The organism is Lachnospira multipara ATCC 19207 (assembly GCF_000424105.1).
Lineage (GTDB): Bacteria > Bacillota > Clostridia > Lachnospirales > Lachnospiraceae > Lachnospira > Lachnospira multipara.
In genome coordinates, this window is record NZ_AUJG01000011.1 from 1 (window position 1) to 22,151 (window position 22,151).

A 22,151-nucleotide genomic window follows, 5' to 3' on the forward strand; every position below is an offset into this window, starting at 1 on the left:
TAAAATGACAGAATTAAAAAGAATTTTAGATAAAAAAATATTATATGTGATATGTTTACTAATTATTGTTTCATCGGCTTATTTTGTATTAAGTTGTATAGGAAATAGTGGCTTTAAAGAGTTTAACCGACTTAATAATGAATATGTATCAGCAATAAATAGTTATCTTAATACACAAAGTTATAGTGATGATAATGAGGCTGCCAATAATTATATTGATTATATAACATCATATCAAGAGAACAATCAAGCAATTTTAGAAAATGCTAATAGGGTAAAGAAATTTAGTGCACTAGTAAGTAATGCTTATACATTAAAAAATATAAATAAAACTTATAATGATTATAGTAAAATCCAAAATGTTATACCTGTTATTACTAATACATTAGGCTTTGATAGGTATATTTTATTTATTCCAAAGTTATCTGCCTTTGTAATTTTTATAATGATTTATATTATGTTTAATTTACATAAAGAATATGATAACGGAGAAATACTTTTTTCTTATAGTGCTAAGAATGGTAGATTTATATTTGCTTTAAAGAGAAATTTATTATATATAGGAATAATTTTTACTTTATTGACAATATTTCATTTGATAATTTTTATAATAGCATCATTACTTTATGGGTTTGTAGATTTTAATGCGCCAATACAAAGTTCTATGTTGTTTAGCGATTGTGTAAGACCATATTCTATTATAGGTTTTTGTGTGATAAATATTATAGTAATTGCTATAGGATTGAGCTTTATTATTTTATTTTTCAACACATTACTTAATCTTATAAAGAATAGATATATAGCCTTAGTTATAATGCTAATTATCTTTTTTGCTGAATGGCGTTATTCATTAGTATTGCAGAATAATTCAATTAAAAGATTAATAGCTAATATTAATATTTATCGTATAATTGATTTTTCAACATATTTTAGAAATTACCAAAATGTTAAGTTGTTTAATCAACCAGTTTCATCGGATATTATAATGGTATTTTTAGTCATTGCATTATTCATAGTAATATTTTTTGTCTCTGGAATTGTATACTCAAGAAGACATCCATTTTCTAAGGTAAGGTTCGCAAAGATTAAGGAATTTTTTGAATTAAAAAGAGGTAAATTTTTTTCAAAATTAGGCTTTACTGGTCTTGAACTTTATAAAATATTTTTTAGAAATAAAAAAATAGTATGGGTTATCTTGGCTGTAATTGGTGAGCTTATTCTTATAAATATGACACAAGTGAATTTTCCAGAGCGTCAGAAAAAATTGGATAATATTTATAGTCAATATGGTGGTGAGAATCTAGAACTATTTAATAGCTTTTTAGAAAATTTTCAACAAGAAAATGGAGAGTTAGTAAAGCAACTTGAAGAAATAGAAGTTAATACTGATAATTATGAAGAGACATTAAGTAAGAGCATGCAATTACAAGCAAAAATTAATGAAAATGAAAAATTAATGAAGGAATTTAATTCTATTCTTAAATATAAAGATAGAATAAAGACAGAATATGGCGTGGATATATATATAATGTCTGATAGAGGCTATGATGAAATTATAGGAAATAATTCAGTTATTAGGGAAGTAGGTATAACACTTGCTTTGATTATAATATCAGTAATATTAGCTTCTGGATATTATCTTGAAGAAAGAAAATCAGGAGTTGTTAAGTTACTTGCGAGCTCAAGATTGGGATTAAAGAAAATATATTCAAAAAAATTATTAATAATAAGTTCCTTCATAGTAATATATTATTTAATAATAACATTAATAGATATTATATTTTTGAATAAAATGTATGGTTTTAAATTTTTATCAGCACCAGTAATAAGTATAACTTTTATGGAAAGTAAGCTGAATTCTTTATTTTTATCAATGACAATAGCTAGGTATTACTTGCTGGTGTTAGCATTAAGACTATTTTTTACAATTGATGCACTTTTTATAACACTTATATTTTCATTAAAAGCAAAAAGCGAATTTTATATGCCAATTCTTATTTTTATTTTTGGTGTTGCGGCATGTATTGGCTTATATGCTAATATTTTGCTTCAAGTAATAATGCTTATTTGCTTAATTATAATTTTAATATTATGTATTTGCTATATATTAAGGGGTATGTATGGAACTAAGAATTAATGAATTAAAAAAATCATATGGAAAAGTTGAGGCTTTAAAGGGAATAACATATACATTTAAACCAGGAGTATATGGTTTACTTGGAGCTAATGGTGCAGGAAAAAGTACTATGATTAATCTTATAACTGATAATTTAAAGCGAGATAAAAATGGTGGAACTATTAGCTATTTAGATGAAACTATTGGAAATGAGGCTATTGATATTTTAAAGTTAGGAGCTAAATTTAGAGCTAAAATTGGATTTATGCCTCAACAACAGGGTTTTTATGAAGATTTTACACCGAAATCCTTCTTAAAATATATGGCGTCTGTAAAGGGAATAAAGAATCAAAAAGCTTATGATAAAGATGGTAGATTGATCAAAAGAAGTGTTGATAAGCAAATAGATGAATTGCTTCAAATTGTGAACCTAGAAAAAGTGGCATATAAGAGAATAGGAGGTTTTTCAGGGGGAATGAAACAAAGAGTGCTCCTTGCTCAGGCACTCCTTGGTGACCCACAAATATTAATTCTTGATGAACCAACAACTGGGCTTGATCCTAAGGAAAGAATCAATATTAGAAATTATATTGCAAAATTAGGCAAGGAAAAAATTATACTTTTTGCTACGCATGTGGTAAGTGATATTGAGTGTATAGCAGATAAGGTATTACTTTTAAAAAACGGTGAAATAATAGCTGATGGGACTCCTAGAGATTTAATTGAATTAATGGATGGCAAAGTTGGAGAAATACAGATTAATTTAGATGAGTTAGATGATTATCAACGACGTTATAAAATTGGAAATGTACGTCAAAGAAAAGAGGGATTGGTGCTAAGAATTGTTGATGATAATTTACCAGATGAAGTTAAGCGAGTAGATAACAATATCGATTTAGAAGATGTTTATCTATATTATTTCGAATAAATGCATTTGAAAACAACTGATTTAGAAAGATAGATTCTATTTACTGCCAAGTATTTAAATGTTATAATAAAATACAGTATAAGTATTGTTTTCTGCGAGGTGGAAAATATGAATGGATTGTTAGGCCTTAAATTTTTTTGTGCAATGCCAAGTGTTTTACATTTTAAAACTTTTAAAGCACTAGATTTAGATTTGTCTAAATATTTGGGTGTTGAGTTGGAATATGAAATCAAAAAAGCTAAAAAAGAAATAAATGATAACCAAGGCATTATTATTAAAGAAGGAAGTTTTTATTTAGAAATAGAAACAGTTGGCTATAATTCTGAATGGAATACAGATACAATTGCAATTGCAATTGCTGTAATTAAAAGACATTTGGATTTAAAGATATATGGCGAGTTTATAACTGCCAGTGAAGAAAATGAGCACCATGAAGGAAGACCTATTAGCGATGAAGAATATGATAAGATGATTAAGGATTTAGCAAAGAAGATTGTAGGCAAACATATATAGTTGGCTTAGTTTTACTTTATGTATGCATAAAAATCTGCTAAAATAACGTTAATTTATCTTTTTAGCTTAATGCTAAATAGGAAGGGGTTTATTATGCATAAAATTATAAATAGTTTATTAGAGACAGATCTTTACAAGTTTTCAATGGGACAGGCAATCTATCACCATTTTCCAGGATATGAAACAACTTGGTCTTTTAAATGTAGAAATGAAGATGTACATTTTACAGAAGAGATGGTAGAAGAGATTAAGCATCAAATAAAAATGTATTGCGAATTAAGATTTAGCGAAGAAGAGCTAAAATATTTATCTTCAATTCAATGGTTTAAGAAGTCATACATAGATTTTTTACGTTTATGGCATCCAAGATATGAGGATTTTACTTTTGGAACAAATAGCCCATGTGGTTTAACAATAGAAACAAACGGAACTTGGCTTAATACATCTATGTATGAGATTCCAACACTTGCTATAGTGAATGAAGTTTACTTTAGAATGAAATATGATTATGACAAGCTCATGTTAAGTTTTAAGGATAGACTAGATAAAAAGGTAGAAAAGCTAGTTAGTGGTGAATATAATATTGGAGCATTTTCAGAGTTTGGTATTAGAAGAAGATTATCAGCAGAGGCTCAGGAATTAGCTATTAAAGAGCTTATGAGAGACGATTATAAGGGCTCTAAGTTTGTTGGAACATCTAATGTATACCTAGCTAAAAAGCTTAATATAAAGCCTGTTGGAACTATGGCACATGAATGGATTATGTGTGTAGGACAGGGTAATCATAAGCACAATCCAGCTTATTCAAACTGGTATGCCCTTGATGCATGGGTAAAGGAATATGGAGTTTTAAATGGTACAGCTCTTACTGACACTATAACAACAGACTGTTTCTTAAGAGACTTTAAGCTTACTTATGCAACACTTTTTAGCGGTGTTAGACATGATAGTGGTAGTCCATTTGAATGGGGCGATAAGATGATTGATCACTATAATAGTCTTGGAATTGATCCTAAGACTAAGACTTTACTCTTTAGTGATAGCCTTAATTTTGAGAAAGCAGATGAGATTAATTCTTATTTTAAAGATAAAGTTAAAGTTGCATTTGGCATAGGAACTTATATTGCTAATGATACAGAAGTGGATGCTCTTAATATTGTTATGAAGACAACTGCATGTAATGGTATGGATGTAGCTAAAATTTCAGATGTAGAAGGTAAGGGTATGTGCAAAAATCCAGATTATGTGCATTATTTAAGAAGAACAATAGCTTGGAGAATGGAACATTAATTAAGTTTAGGGGGATAACTTTATGTTTCAAGATTATATTGTTGATGAGTATTTATTAGATGTAAATGGTGAATTAATTGAAAAATTAAAAAATAGCAACGCAGACATTTTTGTTTATGGATGCGGAAGTGCATCTAAAACATTTACAGATTTCCTTAATAGAAATGGACTTAGTGTAACTGCTTATTTAGAAGGTAAACAGTATTTTAAAAAAGGAAAAGTATTCCTTAATAAATCGGTTTATTTAGTTGATGATATATATAAACAGCTAAAAGAGGCAAATATAGTAGTTCGCGCAACTGGTGCTGATGTTGTTCATATTATGAATGATTTAAAATCAAAAATGAAGGTACATTTATACAGTTATGTAGATAGAAATCAACAATATACAATGACAGCAGAATGGGTAGTGAAGCATAAAGAAGAATTAAATCGAATTTATGATTTATTTGAGGATGAAGAATCTAAACTAGTTTTTCGTTCTTTTATAGGTGCGAGAGCTAATAATATTAAAAGGGAAAGTTGTAGGGAATTAATATCCTTATGGACTTCTGAGCAGTATTTTAATGACTTGTATCCTAAAGAGTTGTATGATGAACATATATTAATTGATTGTGGAGCATATATTGGAGATACAGCTATTGCTTTTTATGATTTCTTGAAAAATGATGGAAAGGAAATTTTAGTAAGAGCTTTTGAGATGGAGGATGATAATTTTAAAGAATTAGATTCGCTTTCATCAAAATATAAAAATTTATTTGCTTATAAAATTGGTTTAGGCGATAAACATGAAAAATACTATTATGAAAGAAAAAATGATGCTTCTGTTTTAGTAGATTATGAAACAGAAAATCTAGTGGAAATAGCTCCGTTAGATTCTATTCTTGATAAAGATTCAAAGGTTAGTTTTATTAAAATGGATATTGAGGGCTTTGAAGAAAAGGCTCTTATAGGTATGAAAAATACAATTATAAATAATAAAGCTACTTTAGCTATTTGTGTTTATCATAAACTAGATGATTTAATAAGATTACCTCAATTAATAAAGAGTTATGTTGAAAGCTCGGTTTATGACGTGAATTATAAATATTATCTAAGACACCATTCCCATAGTGCTGCAGAATTAGTTTTTTATGCAGTTCCTTGCACACAGTAGAGAGGTGACCTATGAAATTTAAGTTTAACCCTGAATTTGATAAGCGTTATGAAATTAGACTTGCTAATTTGGATGATGTCCCTTTAATTATGAAATTTATTGATAATTTTTGGCGTAAGGGGCACATTATGTCAAGAAGTAGGAAACTTTTTGACTATGAATACGTTCATGAAACAGAAGTGGATTTTGTAATTGCTATTGATAAATTCAGCAAAGATCTTGAGGGCATCTTTGGTTTTATACGTTGCCAAAAGGAAAGAAATCAGGACATTTGGGGAAGTATGTGGAAAGTTAGGGATGACCATGACAATATGAAACTCCTAGGAATAGAGCTGGCTAAGAGGGTATATATACTTACTGGCTGCAGAATGCATATTGGAAATGGTGCTAATCCTAATACAACTATTCCTTTAAGAAAAATATTTTTTAGAGAAAAGACAGCCAAGATGAAGCAATTTTATAGGCTTAATAAGGAAATAAAAGACTATAAGATTGCTATTATAAAAGATGATTCTTTAGAAAATGTTGAGACGGACGAAAGAATAAATGATCAATTTATAAATTATAATTTGAATAAAATAGACAGTTTTACAGAACTAATGAATTGTTTTGAATTGAATAAAATGGACATATATCCTGAAAAAGATGCTTATTATATTAAACATCGTTACTTTGAACATCCTTTTTATAGTTATTTAGTTTATGCTATTGAAATTAATGGACAAACTGAAGCTGTTATAATTTTAAGACAGATTGATATAAATGGATCTTCTGTTTTAAGGATTGTAGATTTTTTGGGATGTGAAAAGGCATTGGTTGGAATTTCATCTAAACTTGATGAGTTGATGCAAGATAGAAAAGCTGAATATGTAGATTTCTATCAGTTTGGTTTAGAGGATGAAATCCTAAGAAAAGCAGGATTTATTAATAGAGAGGATACGAAAAATATTATTCCAAATTATTTTGAACCTTTTTTACAAGAAAATGCAGACATATGGGTTCACTATATAATGGATAACACTAGATTTTTTAAGGCTGATGGGGATCAAGACAGACCAAATCAGTTAAATTAGATATACAATAAATATAGGAGAAATCAACTGGGGGATTTATGAAACTATTATTTGAGCAATTTATTGAGGCATCTAATGAAAATGAAGATAAAATGGCAATTTACTGTGATGGAGAGAGTAAAAGCTATAAAGAGATGAGGACATTTGTGTGCAAGTATGCAAACTATCTAAGTTCTCGTGGTGTAAAAAGAGGGGATATTATCGGCATTCCCCTAAACAATAGTATTGAATCTGTAGGGCTAATTATGGCCGTGACAGCTCTAGGCGCAGGTCTTGCGCCAGTTAATCCCACCTTAAATATTAAAGATATGGATATTGCTTTTAAGGCAGCTAATGTAAAACATATAATCGCTAGAAGATCATTTTATAAGGAAGTTTTAAAGGAAAATAATAATTTTTTATTAGATTATGATGGATTAAAGTTGTGCCTTGATGGAGATGTTGAGGAACTAGAAATAGATAATCAAGCAGCATATAATCAGGAAATAAATAAAACCAACAAAGTTATAATACATAGTTTTAAGGAAGTTCTAGAGATGAGAGAGGACTTGCCAAAGTTAGATAATATTACCGGGGAAGAAACTTTTATTTTAACTCTGACCTCAGGTTCAACAGGTGATCCAAAACCAATTATTCTAAGTCAGAACAATAAAAATATCAGGGCAAAGGCTCATATAGAAATGTATGAGCTAACAAAAAATGACAAGATTCTAGCAGCAACACCGCTATATCATTCCTTAGCTCAAAGACTAGTAATAATGCCCCTTATACTTGGTGCAACAGCAGTTATTTTGCCAAGGTTTACACCAAAGTTGTGGCTAGATTTAGTTAGAAAGCTAGAGGTTACATTTTCAATAGCAGTATCAGCCCAGCTAGCGCAGGTACTAAAGGAGTTAAAAGAGGCAGAGGAGAAAACTTGCCCCTCACTGCGACTTTTGGTTTCCTCAAGCGCCCTCTTAGATTTAGAGGTAAAGAAGGAATTGGTAAATTTTTTACAATGCGAATTTCACGAAATGTATGGAACTAGCGAGTGCTCAACGGTAACGGACATAAATCTTAAGGAAGCAGGCCAGAAACTAAATTCGGTGGGAAGACCGCTAAAGGGCGTAGATATTAGGATTTTGTCTGATGAAAATGAGGAGCTTCCACTAGGGGAAATTGGAGAAATTGCAGTAAAGACCCCGCTGATTTGTGAGGGCTATTTAAATAAAGAAGATGTGTTTAAAAAGGCGATGATTAAAGGCTATTTTAAAACAGGAGATTTGGGAAAGCTAGACGCAGAGGGCTTCTTAACATTTTCAGGAAGAAAAAAAGAAATAATAATAACCGGTGGCGTAAACGTCTATCCAAAGGATATTGAAGACAAGGTCATAAAATTAGAGGAAGTCTTAGAAGTTGCAGCTTTTCCTTATAAGGATGAAAGGCTTGGAGAAATTGTTGCCCTAGCAGTGGTGACAAAGGCTAAGGAAAAGGAAATTACGAAAAAGATTAGACTATTTTGTGCTAAAAATTTGGCGGATTTTCAACAGCCTCATAAGATATTTATCTTGGATTCCTTGCCTAAAAATAGCATGGGAAAGCTGGTTAAATCTAAGTTAAATGATTGGGTGAAGGATAATAAAGAGATAGAGAAATAGAGAAATAGAGAGAATCAGGGGGATTAGATATGGAACAGGTAAGAGAATTCATTTTAGATAGGCTTCAAAAAGAGTATAGCTTTAAAGAAGGGACAGACATTGAAAAGATAAATTACGTGGAGGAGGGCTATATGGACTCCTTAGGATTAATTCAGTTTATCGGGGAACTTGAAGATGAGTTTGATATTGAGTTTAGCGACGAAGAAATGATGGAGGATTCCTTTAGAGTCGTGGGCTCTTTAATTGACTTGGTGACTAAAAAAGTGGGGGAATAATAAATTGAAGGATCGAGTAGTAGTTGGGGTTGTAGGAGCCGGCAGAGCCTGTGAATTACATGCTTTTGGCTATCAAAGAAGCAATATTCCAGTTAGATTAAAGACTGTCTATGCTAGACGAAAGGAGCAGGCAGAAGAGGCCATTAAGCGTTTTGGCTTTGAAAATGCTACTAATGATTTTGAGGATTTACTAAGGGATAAGGAGATAGATGTAATCGATATTTGCACACCCCCTTATCTTCACAAGTCTGAAATCATAAGGGCACTAAAGGCTGGGAAAAATGTCATTGTGGAGAAGCCGCTAACAGGCTATTTTGGCAGTGAAGAAGATGAAAAACCTATTGGAGAAAAGGTTTCAAAAAAGAAAATGTATCACGCCCTTTTAGCAGATTTAGAGGAGCTAAGGGACGTGGTTAAAAGAACTGGCAAGAAGTTTATGTATGCAGAAAACTTCGTCTATGCCCCTGCAATTATTAAAGCGGGAGAAATCGTAAGGGCAAAGAAAAGCCGAATTCTATATATGAAAGGTGAGGAAAGCCTAAAGGGCTCAAGTTCTAGCGTTGCCGGAGAGTGGTCGAAAACTGGTGGCGGAATCTTTATGAGAAATGGAGTGCATCCTCTTGGGGCAATCCTTTATTTAAAGGAGCAGGAGTCCCTTGCCATGGGCAAAAATGTTACCGTTAAATCTGTAGTTGCAGACATGGGCTATGCCACAAGAAATCTGACAGAATACGAGCATCGTCACATAGATGCTAGACCTGTGGATGTGGAAGATGCAGGAACGGCTGTGATTACATTTACAGATGGAAGCAAGGCCACAATAATTTCCACAGACAACCTGCTTGGCGGCAGTAAAAACTATGTGGAGCTTTATTGCAACGACACTGCCATTAATTGCAATTTAACTATGAATAATGCCATGGAAACCTATATGGTGGATTCTGTGGGTATGGAAAATGTGTATCTATCTGAAATGTTACCAATTGTAACCGGCTGGAATAAGCCTTTTGTGGCAGATGAAATGCTAAGAGGCTATTGTAATGAAATCGTGGATTTTATGGATTGCGTCTTAAATGATAAGGAACCACAAGGCTGTTTTGATCTTGCAAGTCAGGTTATGAAGGTGGTTTATGCAGCTTACTATTCAGATGAAGAGGGCAGAAGAATCGATCTTGTATAAAAAGTGCTAAATTTTACATCTTAGACTTAATAAAAAGTTAATCTTGAAATTAATGTCATTTTAATCTTTTGCTAATATAATAATAGACAAAGAGAGGAGACAAAAATATTTATATCGTACTCCCTACATCAAACAGCTCCCCTCTTTGTTATAACAAAGCTTTAAAACGGAGGATTAATTATGTTAACTTTGTTGATGATATTATTATTTATTGGCTTTTTTAGGATGTCAGTTTTTGTATTTAAAATATTTGGATCCCTTGCAGGTTTCCTATTTGGAATAATTGGTTACATCATTCTTGCAGCAGTGGCTTTTATGCTTATTTCAACTTTAAGCTTCTTATTCCCATTTCTTGCGATTGTAGCTTTATTTGCACTATTTAAAAAATGTGTCGACTAATCATATAAGTTCTTTAACACGCCGTGAGCAAGAAATCCCCCACCTCTAAACAAAGTGTAGGTGGTGGGATGAATTGCGAGTAACACGGCGTTTTTTGTTACATATAATTGCTACAAAACATTTGTTTGACTGTTTTGTAATTAAAATGTATAATATTAGTGTAAATCAGTCGTATTACTACAAGGAGATTATAATATAATGAAATTGGATAATAATAATCATTCAGTATTCATGTTACATTATCATCTTATCATGTGTATTAAATATCGAAATAATGTAATTAATGATGAAATCTCAAATAGATTAAAAGAGATATTTGAAAAGATAGCTCCTAATTACAATATAACTTTAGAAGAGTGGAATCATGATATAGATCATGTTCATATTTTATTCAAAGGACAACCTAATTCAGAGATAAGTAAATTTATTAATGCTTATAAATCCGCTAGTAGTAGACTTATAAAAAAAGACTATCCAGAAATTAAGAAGTCTTTATGGAAAGAAATGTTCTGGTCTCAGAGTTTCTGCTTATTGACTACAGGCGGAGCTACCGTAGATATAATAAAGGAATATATTAAATCACAAGGGAAGAAAGATGGTAAATAGAGCGATTAAATATAGAGCATATCCTACAACTGAACAAGAAGTTATATTTGCTAAGACCTTCGGCTGTTGCCGCAAGGTCTGGAATCTTATGCTCTCAGACAAAATTACTTATTATAGAACTACAGGAGAGAGTCTTCAGACTACTCCTGCTATGTATAAAAAAGACTATGTATTCTTAAAAGAAGTTGATTCACTAGCTTTAGCTAATGTACAAATGAATTTACAGAAAGCTTATAAAAACTGTTTTGACAAGAAACGTAAAAAGCGTAATGGATTTCCAAAGTTCAAGTCAAGAAAGCATACTAGAAAATCTTATACTACTAATAACCAAAAGGGTACAGTAGCTATCGTGGATAATAAGTATATTAAACTTCCTAAGATAGGCTTAGTAAAAGCCGTTATCCATAGACAGCCAGAGGCTGACTGGATAATCAAGTCTGCTACTGTATCTCAGGAAAGTGACGGAACTTTCTATATCTCTATACTTTTTGAGTACGAGAAAAACATTGTTAAGATAAGTAAGTCTAATAATGTAATTGGATTAGATTATAAGTCTGATGGTTTATACATGGATTCCAATGGAAATATTGGAAGTAACCATAAGTATTATAAAGAAAGTCATAAAAAGCTCGCTAGAGAGCAGCGTAAACTTTCTCGCAAAGTAGGTTCCAAGAAGAACCAGATTAAATCAAATAATTATCTCAAACAATTAAAGAAAGTAAATAAGATCCATAGACATATCGCAAACCAAAGATTAGATAATCTACACAAACTCTCTACTGAGATAGCCAATCAGTATGATGTAGTGTGTGTAGAAAGCCTTGACATGAAAGCTATGTCTAATAAGGGCTTTGGTAACGGTAAAGCTACTTTAGATAACGGTTATGGATTATTTCTAAATATGTTAGAGTATAAGCTTTTTGATAAAGGTAAATACTTTATCAAAGTAGATAAGTGGTATCCTTCCTCACAGCTATGCAGTTGTTGCGGAAACCGAAAGAAGCTTACTCTAACAGATAGAGTATATAAATGTGATTGTGGTTTTAAGTTAGATCGAGACTACAATGCTGCTATAAACATAAAAAATGAAGGACTCAGACTACTAGAAGTAGCCTAATTCCTTCAGTAAATATTTATAGTAGGGCAGGGACTGCCCGAACTTATACGCTTGTGGACACTGTGTAAGACGTTTAGATAACGTATGTTATCTAAATGCAGTGGTGGTTGAAGCAAGAAGCTCCGACTTCAAATACGAAGTATTAAGTCGGAGTAGTTCACAACTTTGTATAAAGCAATCTTTTTAAAGAGTTGTCTAGTATTTAGTACAAGAAAAAGAGACTGCACTTATTGATAATAATTATTATATGTGATATATTTAACAAGAAGTGTATATTGTATACAATCCTATGTATCACTACTAAGATACATTTGCTGATACGAAAGGAGAAGAAGTTATATGAGCGAAATTATTGGTAGAGTAAATTCATTAGAAAGCTTTGGTTCCGTTGATGGACCAGGGGTTAGATATATTGTTTTCTTAAAGGGATGTCATATGAGATGTAAGTACTGCCATAATCCTGAGACATGGAGTATGGAAGGCGGCATGGAGATGACACCAAGCCAGGTTATGGAGAAGGCCATTAGATTTAAGGCTTATTGGAAGAATGGTGGCGGTATCACTGTTAGTGGTGGTGAAGCCCTTGTTCAGATTGATTTTGTAATCGAGTTATTTAAGCTTGCTAAGTCAAAGGGAATCAATACATGTCTTGATACATCAGGTAATCCATTCTCAATGGACCCAGAATATCTTAAGAAGTTTGATGAGCTTATGAGCTTAACAGATACTTTCTTACTTGATATTAAGATTATTGATGATGAGAAGCATAAGATTTTAACAGGTTGGACTAATAAGAATATCTTAGACTTAGCTAAGTATTTATCAGATAATAATAAGGATATGTGGATCCGTAACGTATTAGTTCCAGGTGTTACAGACGACCAGGAAGACTTAGAAGGTCTTAGAGATTTCGTTGCAAGTCTTAAGACTGTAAAGAGATTCGAAGTTTTACCATACCACACACTTGGTGTTGTTAAGTATGCGGAGCTTGGAATTAAGTATGAATTAGAAGGAGTATTACCTCCAACTAAGGAAGAAATCCAAAGAGCTAATGATATTCTAGAAACAGAGAAGTATCAGGGCTACTTAGGAAGATAAATTAGATAGCATTGTAAGACTCCTTACAATCTTTTATAAATTTTCTGTTATGTAAAAAAAGGGCGTGTGAAAAAATGAGAAATCATTTTTTATGCGCTCTTCTTTTTGCTTAGCTTATTCCTGAAACTTGTTTTGCCCTTAAAAAAGGGTATATTTCCCCTTACCCCATAGCTTTCATTTTCGTGAAGTTATGCAGCTTTGTGAATTCTCATTTTTTTTATTGTGATATTTATAAAGGTTTTGTCCGATAGAAACCAGAAAAACTTCCAACTTTACATAATCTATTCCTCTTCGCACAATTCTCTTGTATCATCGGTCGCTTTTCATTACGCCAAATGTTCCCTCGGCTTGTATGGAGCGATTCATTCTCAGCAGTGCTCCATGAATGCTTTCCAGATTTTCGATTACCTCTTTGTGCATCCCGGTCAGTTCTTGATTGATTCGAACGGTTCGATTTTTATCGGTCTTCTTGCATTGGGATGCATACGGGCATCCGCTACAATCTTCGCACTGATAAACTTCTTCCTGTCTGCCGTATTGATTTCCCTGCACATGCTTATGGTATAGAAAGTGAAATGCCTTTCCATTAGGGCATCTCATGACTCCATTCTCGTCTATTGGGAAATTTATAGCTCGGAATGAATCATTATGATACTTCGCATCTGTTGTTTCTTTTTTAAACATCGGAAACTTCATGTATTTCTCCATCCCATGCTGCTCGCAATAAATGTAATTATTGTAAGAGCCGTAGCCGGCATCGGCAACGGGATATTTGGGATAGAAGCCATATCGGCTGTGGAACTGTTCCATAAGCGGTATAAAGCAGTCCATGTCTGATCTGTAATGATTGACGTCAACAACTGCTATATATTCATCTGCAACGCCTATCTGTACATTATAAGCAGGTAAAAGCTGATCATTTCCCATGTAGTCTGTTTTGATTCGCATAAAAGTTGCGCTTTTGTCCGTTTTGGAATAACTGTTTCTATCGCTTCCACAAGTATCAATCTTTTCGATGTATTCTCCCAGTTTGTCCCGGTATTCCAGCAGCAGTTCATACTGTCTTTGCTGGACAGTCTTATGTTTTCCTTTTCCGTGTACAAAACTGCTCTCATCTATCTGCCATAGTTGTGCATACTTTTCTGCCACTTCCGTCAAGTAATCCGGAACGTACTCTGTATTTGTGGAGATACGAATCCCACTGAAGACAAGGCCCTCGTTTATCTGTTCAAGCAAGACGGTTATCTTGTCATAAAGGCGATACCTGGATTTCTCAGTAGCTTTTTTCCAGACCCAGGTATATTTGTTGGCATTCGCTTCAAACTATGAGCCGTCAATATAAATATGCTGCAGATCCACATGTTCTTCTTCAAAGATAGCCTGATTGATATCGTAAAAAATCTGCTCGATAGAATCCTGCAGCACCTCATTTATAAAATACTCAAAGGATCTGTAAGAAGGAGTCTGACGATCCATAAGATACATGAAACAGAGATTTACTTTGCAGTTGTCTTCTAGTTCCCGTAAGGAACAGTAGCCACTGGTCATGAATCCAAAGAGCACCGTTTTCAACATGCTGACCGGATTATATCTGACTCTTCCTGTGATGTGTTTAGGAACATTTTTCAGATACTTTATCAAATCGATTCCCTCCATGAATCGGTCAAATGTGAAAACTGGGTCCAAAATATCCAAACAATCTGAAATAAACAGTGGCAAAAATCCTTGATTGTAGGTAAAATGATTATTGGTAAGTTTTTTCATAGCAGTTAAATTTTACCACAAAAGAAGGACCAATAGTTCACTTGCTGAACCATTGATCCTTCTTTATTTTTGGAACTATGTTTTTTCACAGCCCCTTTTTTGCTTATTATCTTGTTTAAAAATTATTCCCCAATTTGCTCTATAATGATCTTCTTAATTGCTGCAAATGTTTCTTTACTTACATCATGTTCAATCTTACATGCGTCATCTTCTGCAATCTGTGGATCAATGCCTAAACTCTTAAGCCACTTTGTAAGTAATTCGTGACGCTCTAAAATAGTTTCAGCAATTTCCATACCAGCGTCTGTAAGGTAAATATAACCTTCCTTAGTCACTGTAATGTATTCTGATTCACGCAAATTCTTCATTGCGATACTTACGGATGATTTTCTAAATCCCATCTCATTAGAAATATCGATTGATCGAACTACTGGAAGTTTTTTACTTAACATAAGTATTGTTTCTAAATAATTTTCTGCAGACTCGTGAATTCCTGCCATTTTAAAATCCTCCAAATAATTTTAGGTAACATCTACTGTAGACAAGTATATCATGAAATACTCTTGTTTTCAAACTATATATAGATTTTTAAGAATTCTAAAATTCCATTAACTTTTTTTTATTACGAGTTAGTGTTATAATGTTATGAGAGACTGGGAGTAAATTTAATAAAAGAGTAGTACAAAGTAAGAAAGGTTTGCTAGATATGGATAACAACGGGGTAAATGAAGTATTTAATAAGTATAACGTAGATCAGATTGTAGTTCCTGATGTAGTTAAGGAAGATCTACTAAGCATTATAGAGGAGAAGCTATCGAAAGTTGGCTTCTATTATCGTGTTGCCTACAGAGTAAAGACAAGCGACTCTATTTTGAATAAGCTTTTACTTAAACAATACAGAATAGAAGGCTCGCCAAATGAACATAAGAAGATGCAGGATTTAGTTGGTATTAGAGTAATTCTTTACTATGAAGATGACGTGGAGATTTGTAAGGATTTGCTGGATACTATTTTTGCCACACCAGGTATTTGGGAGACAACAGAAGCGTCTGAATATGAGTTTAAGGCAAGTAAGGTGAATGGTATTTTTAAACTTCCATCTTACTTAAGTAAGAATATTTCTAATCCTATGTTATCAGAATATATAGACGATACATTTGAAATACAGGTAAGAACTAACTCCTTTGAGGGTTGGCACGAGATTGAGCATGATACAAGATATAAGGGTTCAGCCTTTGGTGGTAACGAAGCCCTAGCTAGAAAGATGAACTCAATCCTTGCTACTTACGAGCTTTGTGATGATTCCATGGTAGGCTTAATTGAAGATTTAGGACATCATCATTATAAGAATAAGAACTGGAATGATATGCTTAGATGCCATTACAGACTTAAATTTGAAAATGAACCTCTTCATCCATACGTAGAGGAGATTTTCAATAAGGATAATGAACTTGCTAAGCAATTCTATAAATTTAGACGTGGAAAGTTAATTAAGCAGTTGTGCCTTAATGTCTATGGCAGGGCAGCAGAACTTACAATCACTAACATTGTTAGAATTGTAAATCAGATTGGCCCTAATGATGAAAGACTTAATGATGCCTTTGTAAAGATTGAACTTGAAAAGAAGGAAGGGGCAAGCTTTAATAGACGTCGAAGATTTGAGCCATTTAAGACCTTAGGTCAGTACAAGGTATTCCATGCTAAGACAGATATTGATCTTAACAACTTAAGTATAGAGGATGCCTTTAGAAAGGCTTCTAACCTAATTTATTCTTGGGTAAATTCTAGATTTAACGAAGTATTTACAGACATACCAGAAGAAGTAGCTAGTTATTCTAATACAAGTCCAGGATATTCGGTTATGGTTAGCTATAATCCGGAAAAGCTTGAATTTGTGGAGAATACAACTCATTTGGATTCAAATGTAGCTACTAGACTTTGGATTTCAGATGCCTATATTAGAAAGAATGGGGATCGCCTAGAATTTGAGGTGACTAATAGATATGCAGAACCAGAGGATAGATTTAGAGATTCAGATAATATTCTTTTTTCTAGACCTAACTTCTATGGCGAAATTGCAGATAATATAGGAATTTGCGATGTGGAAAAGCTAAAGGAAGCTGTTAAATACGTGGATAATAATGAAGATTTTGAAAATCTGGTATCCTTAATTAATAATAAAGACAGACGATTCCCTGTTGTAGTATTTAATGCAGAAGGAGATTGGATTGAAGAATTTGATATTAATTATTTTGCTTATCTTGTAGGTTATTATTCACATATTAAGATGTTTAGTAATAAAGACCAGGCAAGACGTTTTGCCAACGACTTTGGACTTAATATGACAGAATACGTTAATTCAATTACTGTGTTCTATCCTGATAAAGAGCCTATTACAAGCTATAATTCTGATATTATGGATAGCTCCTATGAAGTTATTAAATTTGAAAAGAAGAAGTATTGGAATGAAACAGGTTGTAGAGCCTTTAGAAGACAGCTTGTTGCTGATATTAGAGAGAATAATATTATTGATAGATAGTGATAATATGAATTAATAAATATAATAATAAAGCTACCATTTAGAAAAGACATTTAAGTTCAAAACTATATGGTAGCTTATTTTTGTAATTATTTTACTGTAATAATTTCGACTTTAGAAAATGTAGTCGTTGTAGGAACTCTATAAAGGGTCTGCTGGTCAGCGTAATACATAAAGAAGGTATACTTAGAGGTACAATGCACATTTGTAATATTACCTTGGGCTATGTATTCGATTTGAGTACCGTCAATGTTTAGTCTATAAAGTCCCGTGGTGTTTCCATCACCCTCAACCTGTGCAAAAACCTTGGTGCCATAGACATTATAGTTAATAACCTTGGCATCGTTTGGCGCAAATATCTGCTCAAGTACCATAGTTTGAGTATTTAGCCTCATTAAAGCATAGTCTTTACTAAGGTCTATATAGTACATGTAATTACCCTCATAATCTACCTGATATGCATTGGCATCATAGAAGAAATGAAGGGAATCGTCTTTAGTATCAAGATAGTAAATCCTATTTCTTTCAGTTTCATTAGCAAAATAAATTCTCTGCTCATAAACATTTGCCACATTATATTCTGTCTCACTAATAAAGGTGTTATCCTTCCTATCAATCTTAATCTTTTGAAGAGTAAGAGCAGTCTGGTCGTCATAATGATGATAGAAAATGTAGTTGCCACATAAACTTATCATTCCAGATTTTTCCTGAGTGATAGTCACTATGTGTGAACCATCAAGGTTACAGCGATAAAGTCCATATAACTGTCCCTTAAATACCATGGCAATGGCATCGGGAGAATAGTTATTTCTAACGTAATAGATATATTTTCCACAGACATTAATGTAGGCTACGGAGTCATCCACTAGCTTTCTTGCATTAGTACAATCCGAACTCATAACATAAAGGGTGTTTTTATCTGCAGCATTTGCAAAATATATCTTTCCATCATATTCACAAAAAAGGCCGCCATTGTTTAAGTTGCCGGTGGTGTTACCTGTGGCATTGTCTTTATTGTAGGTTACCCTGCTACTTAAAATGGCATAGGTTACAAATCCAATTAGAGCAATTGCTATAATAGCAGATGCTATGGCGATTTTTACAGGCTTTGACATGTGTCTACCTCCGTTTATTATAAAAAAATAATTTATTTAATTAATACGTTCACTTTTTTTTAGTATAACATAAAAAATATCTCTTGTTAAATAGATAAATTCAAGTTAAAATGAAATGGCATGTGTAATATGTAATACATCCTAAGGCAGAAATGCGACACATGGGAGGTAGTAGTAAATGTTAGATTTAGGTGAAATTAGAAAGAATATCGACGGAATAGACAGGCAGCTCGTTTCCTTGTTTGAGGAGAGAATGCGACTTACAAGTCAGGTAGCAGAGTACAAGATAGAGACGGGTAAGAAGGTTCTAGATCCGGAGAGAGAAAGACAGAAGCTAGAGGCGATTAAGTCCCTAGTAGAGAAAGAAGATAATAAGCATCCAATTGCTGACTTGTTCTCTCAGATCATGGCCAATTCAAGAAAGGGGCAGTATATGCTTCTTGAGAAGATGGGTCAGACTTTAAGAGAACCTTATGAAGCAGTAGATGAGATAAAGAAAGAAGGCGCTAAGGTAGTTTATCAGGGAGTTGCAGGGGCTTATGCCTACGCGGCTATGTTAGATTATTTTGGTGAGGATGTTGATAATTTCAATGTTCCAACATGGAAGGATGCCATGGAAGCCGTTAAAGAGGGAAAGGCGGATTACGCAGTTCTTCCAATAGAGAATTCTACAACAGGTAGTATTACAGCAGTTTATGATCTTTTACAGGAATACAATAACTATATCGTCGCAGAAGTGTATGTAAAGGTAGAGCACGTTCTTATGGGACTTAAAGGAACTGACCTTTCAAAGGTAACAACAGTTTATTCCCATGCTCAAGGCCTTACACAATGCGAATCATTTTTAGAATCACATAAAGATTGGCAGCAAATCAGCCAGCCAAACACTGCAGTTGCAGCTAAGAAGATTTTTGAGGATAAGGATAATTCTCATGTGGCTATTGCAAGTAAGGAGGCAGCTAAGCTATATGGCTTAGAAATCCTAAAGACTGATATAGCTGATGAGGCCAATAATACAACAAGATTTGTGATTGTATCTAAGACTCGTACATTCGTAAAGAATGCTAAAAAAACTAGCATTGTTTTTGAATGCGTCAATGAGCCAGGTTCACTATATAATTTACTAAGCCATATAATTTATAATGGTTTAAATATGACTAAAATTGAATCAAGACCAATAGAAGGTCGCCAATGGGAATTTAGATTTTTCGTTGATATAGAAGGAAATATAAATGACCAACGCGTTATGAATGCTCTTAGAGGAATTGAGGAAGAGAGCAGATCAATTCGCCTGTTAGGCAACTATTAATTTTGATTTAACCCCCAGCAGGTTAAATATAAATTATTTTTTTTAAGGAGAAGGAAAATGGAAATCAAATCGCTTGAAAAAGAACTTTTGGGATGTTCATATCCAGGAAGAGGAATTGTCATTGGTATGTCTGATGATAACAAGTACGCTGTAACAGCATATTTTATTATGGGAAGAAGTGAGAATAGCCGTAATAGAGTATTTGCAGTAGAAGGCGAAGGCATTAGAACTGAGGCTTACGACCCAAGTAAGTTAGAAGATCCAAGCCTTATTATTTATGCTCCAGTTAGAGTATTAGACGATAAGACAATAGTTACTAATGGTGATCAGACAGACACAATCTTTGATAATATGAGCAAGGGCCAGACTTTTGAAGAATCTTTAAGAGAAAGAGAATTTGAACCAGATGCTCCTAATTACACACCTAGAATTTCAGGTCTTATGACAGTTAAGGAAGGCAAGTACGACTATGCTATGTCAATCTTAAAGAGCCATAACGGAAATCCAAAGCAGTGTAATAGATATACATTTACTTATGATGCTCCACAGGCAGGAGAAGGTCACTACATCCACACATATATGGGTGATGGCAACCCACTTCCAAGCTATGAGGGAGAACCTACATGGGTTAAGTTATCAGGTGATATCGACACATTTACAAAGACAGTATGGGAAAACTTAAATGAGGATAATAAGGTTTCTTTATTTGTTAGATACATCGATATTGCAACAGGTAAGTATGAAACAAGAATTATTAATAAGCACACAAATTAATAATTGTTAGTATATGGAGGAAAGTAAAAATGAAGGAATTTCAGTTAAAATATGGTTGTAACCCTAATCAGAAGCCATCAAGAATTTTCATGGAAAATGGATCAGAGCTTCCAGTTGAAATCTTAAACGGTAGACCAGGTTATATTAATTTCTTAGATGCATTTAATGGTTATCAGTTAGTTAAGGAATTAAAGGAAGCTACAGGACTTCCAGCAGCAACAAGCTTTAAGCATGTATCTCCAGCAGGTGCTGCAGTTGGTCTTCCTTTAACAGATGTTGAGAAGAAGATTTACTGGGTAGATGAAGAAATCGGCGAATTAAGCCCACTTGCATGCGCTTACTCAAGAGCTCGTGGTGCTGATAGAATGTCATCATTTGGTGATTTCATTTCCCTTTCAGATGTTTGTGATGTAACAACAGCTAAGCTTATTCAGCACGAAGTATCTGATGGTATTATTGCTCCTGGTTACACAGACGAAGCTTTCGAAATCTTAAGCAAGAAGAAGAAGGGCAATTACAATATCATTAAGATTAACCCTGATTACAAGCCAGAACCAATCGAGAGAAAGCAGGTTTACGGCGTAACATTTGAACAGGGACGTAATGAATTTGAAATTAACAAGGCTCTCCTTGAAAATGTTGTCACAGACAATAAGGAAATTCCAGACACAGCAAAGATTGACCTTATTATCGCTTTAATTACATTAAAGTATACTCAGTCAAACTCAGTTTGCTATGCTAAGGGTGGTCAGGCAATCGGTATCGGTGCTGGACAGCAGTCAAGAATTCACTGTACAAGACTTGCTGGTTCTAAGGCAGATAACTGGTATTTAAGACAGAATCCTAAGGTACTTAACCTTCCATTTAAGGAAAATGTAGGTCGTGCCGATAGAGATAACGCTATTGATTTATACATTGGTGATGAATACGAAGACTTACTTCGTGATGGCGAGTGGGAAAGAGTATTTACTTCTAAGCCAGAAGTATTTACAAAGGAAGAGAAGAGAGCTTGGCTTGATGGTAACACAGAAGTTGCTCTTGGTTCTGATGCATTCTTCCCATTTGGCGATAACATTGAAAGAGCTTACAAGTCAGGTGTTAAGTATATTGCTCAGCCAGGCGGATCTATTAGAGATGACAATGTTATTGAAACATGTAATAAGAGAGGCATTGCAATGTGCTTCACAGGAATGCGTTTATTCCATCACTAATTAGAAACTTATATATAATAGAAACCTTACACATAAACTAAATAAAAGTTT

The 22,151-nt window shown here is 33.3% G+C and carries 19 protein-coding genes and 1 pseudogene; 17 read left to right on the forward strand and 3 right to left on the reverse strand.

The window, feature by feature from the left end:
• From G600_RS15835 to pflA, 13 genes are all read left to right on the forward strand, one after another.
• The coding region (locus G600_RS15835) for an ABC transporter permease (protein WP_034246080.1) at nucleotides 1-2,137 on the forward strand (2,137 nt) is incomplete at its 5' end.
• Nucleotides 2,121-3,044: an ABC transporter ATP-binding protein gene (locus tag G600_RS0108895; protein WP_027431628.1), complete on the forward strand. Its 924-nt coding sequence runs from the start codon at nucleotides 2,121-2,123 to the stop codon at nucleotides 3,042-3,044. The genes G600_RS15835 and G600_RS0108895, both read left to right, overlap by 17 nt.
• Before the next feature lie 108 nt (nucleotides 3,045-3,152).
• Complete coding sequence (locus tag G600_RS0108900) at nucleotides 3,153-3,557, forward strand: hypothetical protein (protein WP_027431629.1); 405 nt, start codon at nucleotides 3,153-3,155, stop codon at nucleotides 3,555-3,557.
• Between the two features lie 93 nt (nucleotides 3,558-3,650).
• Nucleotides 3,651-4,847, forward strand: coding sequence for a nicotinate phosphoribosyltransferase (pncB, locus tag G600_RS0108905; protein ID WP_242826371.1), 1,197 nt, complete (start codon nucleotides 3,651-3,653; stop codon nucleotides 4,845-4,847).
• 22 nt (nucleotides 4,848-4,869) lie between these two features.
• Nucleotides 4,870-6,003 carry an FkbM family methyltransferase gene (locus G600_RS0108910; protein ID WP_027431631.1) on the forward strand — a complete coding sequence of 378 codons (1,134 nt, stop codon included), beginning with the start codon at nucleotides 4,870-4,872 and terminating at the stop codon, nucleotides 6,001-6,003.
• 11 nt (nucleotides 6,004-6,014) lie between these two features.
• Nucleotides 6,015-7,076 carry a hypothetical protein gene (locus tag G600_RS15085; protein WP_027431632.1) on the forward strand — a complete coding sequence of 354 codons (1,062 nt, stop codon included), beginning with the start codon at nucleotides 6,015-6,017 and terminating at the stop codon, nucleotides 7,074-7,076.
• 38 nt (nucleotides 7,077-7,114) lie between these two features.
• Nucleotides 7,115-8,713: a class I adenylate-forming enzyme family protein gene (locus G600_RS0108920; protein WP_027431633.1), complete on the forward strand. Its 1,599-nt coding sequence runs from the start codon at nucleotides 7,115-7,117 to the stop codon at nucleotides 8,711-8,713.
• Nucleotides 8,714-8,742: 29 nt separating this feature from the next.
• Entirely contained in the window at nucleotides 8,743-8,988 is a 246-nt protein-coding gene (locus G600_RS0108925; protein ID WP_027431634.1) for an acyl carrier protein, read from the forward strand.
• Between the two features lie 4 nt (nucleotides 8,989-8,992).
• Nucleotides 8,993-10,168 carry a Gfo/Idh/MocA family protein gene (locus G600_RS0108930; RefSeq protein WP_027431635.1) on the forward strand — a complete coding sequence of 392 codons (1,176 nt, stop codon included), beginning with the start codon at nucleotides 8,993-8,995 and terminating at the stop codon, nucleotides 10,166-10,168.
• Between the two features lie 180 nt (nucleotides 10,169-10,348).
• The gene (locus G600_RS0108935) at nucleotides 10,349-10,567 is read left to right on the forward strand and encodes a hypothetical protein (RefSeq protein WP_027431636.1); all 219 of its coding nucleotides are present in this window, start codon (nucleotides 10,349-10,351) and stop codon (nucleotides 10,565-10,567) included.
• Between the two features lie 198 nt (nucleotides 10,568-10,765).
• Complete coding sequence (gene tnpA / locus G600_RS0108940; protein ID WP_027431637.1) at nucleotides 10,766-11,173, forward strand: IS200/IS605 family transposase; 408 nt, start codon at nucleotides 10,766-10,768, stop codon at nucleotides 11,171-11,173.
• Nucleotides 11,163-12,290, forward strand: coding sequence for an RNA-guided endonuclease InsQ/TnpB family protein (locus G600_RS0108945; RefSeq protein ID WP_027431638.1), 1,128 nt, complete (start codon nucleotides 11,163-11,165; stop codon nucleotides 12,288-12,290). Before tnpA ends, G600_RS0108945 begins: the two co-directional genes overlap by 11 nt.
• Before the next feature lie 339 nt (nucleotides 12,291-12,629).
• Nucleotides 12,630-13,388 (forward strand): pyruvate formate-lyase-activating protein, encoded by a 759-nt coding sequence (pflA, locus tag G600_RS0108950; protein WP_027431639.1) that lies wholly within the window; start codon nucleotides 12,630-12,632, stop codon nucleotides 13,386-13,388.
• A 174-nt stretch (nucleotides 13,389-13,562) separates the two neighbouring features.
• Here pflA and G600_RS16285 read toward each other — a convergent pair.
• Nucleotides 13,563-15,152: pseudogene (locus tag G600_RS16285) on the reverse strand (IS1182 family transposase).
• Nucleotides 15,153-15,274: 122 nt separating this feature from the next.
• A complete protein-coding gene (locus G600_RS0108960) occupies nucleotides 15,275-15,652 on the reverse strand; it encodes a metal-dependent transcriptional regulator (RefSeq protein ID WP_027431640.1) in 378 nt (125 codons plus the stop codon).
• A 206-nt stretch (nucleotides 15,653-15,858) separates the two neighbouring features.
• Between G600_RS0108960 and G600_RS0108965 the strand changes: the two genes are divergently transcribed.
• The gene (locus G600_RS0108965; protein ID WP_027431641.1) at nucleotides 15,859-17,691 is read left to right on the forward strand and encodes a nucleotidyltransferase family protein; all 1,833 of its coding nucleotides are present in this window, start codon (nucleotides 15,859-15,861) and stop codon (nucleotides 17,689-17,691) included.
• Between the two features lie 89 nt (nucleotides 17,692-17,780).
• Here G600_RS0108965 and G600_RS0108970 read toward each other — a convergent pair whose 3' ends face one another.
• Complete coding sequence (locus G600_RS0108970; RefSeq protein WP_027431642.1) at nucleotides 17,781-18,806, reverse strand: DUF5050 domain-containing protein; 1,026 nt, start codon at nucleotides 18,804-18,806, stop codon at nucleotides 17,781-17,783.
• A 178-nt stretch (nucleotides 18,807-18,984) separates the two neighbouring features.
• Here G600_RS0108970 and pheA point away from each other — a divergent pair, with 178 nt between their 5' ends.
• The 3 genes from pheA to G600_RS0108985 are packed head-to-tail and all read left to right on the forward strand — an operon-like array spanning nucleotide 18,985 to nucleotide 22,100.
• Nucleotides 18,985-20,115, forward strand: a complete 1,131-nt coding sequence (pheA, locus tag G600_RS0108975) for a prephenate dehydratase (RefSeq protein WP_027431643.1) — start codon at nucleotides 18,985-18,987, stop codon at nucleotides 20,113-20,115.
• Nucleotides 20,116-20,172: 57 nt separating this feature from the next.
• On the forward strand, nucleotides 20,173-20,889 hold the full coding sequence (locus G600_RS0108980) for an IMP cyclohydrolase (protein WP_027431644.1): 717 nt from the start codon (nucleotides 20,173-20,175) through the stop codon (nucleotides 20,887-20,889).
• A gap of 29 nt (nucleotides 20,890-20,918) precedes the next feature.
• Entirely contained in the window at nucleotides 20,919-22,100 is a 1,182-nt protein-coding gene (locus G600_RS0108985) for a phosphoribosylaminoimidazolecarboxamide formyltransferase (RefSeq protein ID WP_027431645.1), read from the forward strand.
• The last annotated feature ends 51 nt before the right edge of the window (nucleotides 22,101-22,151 follow it).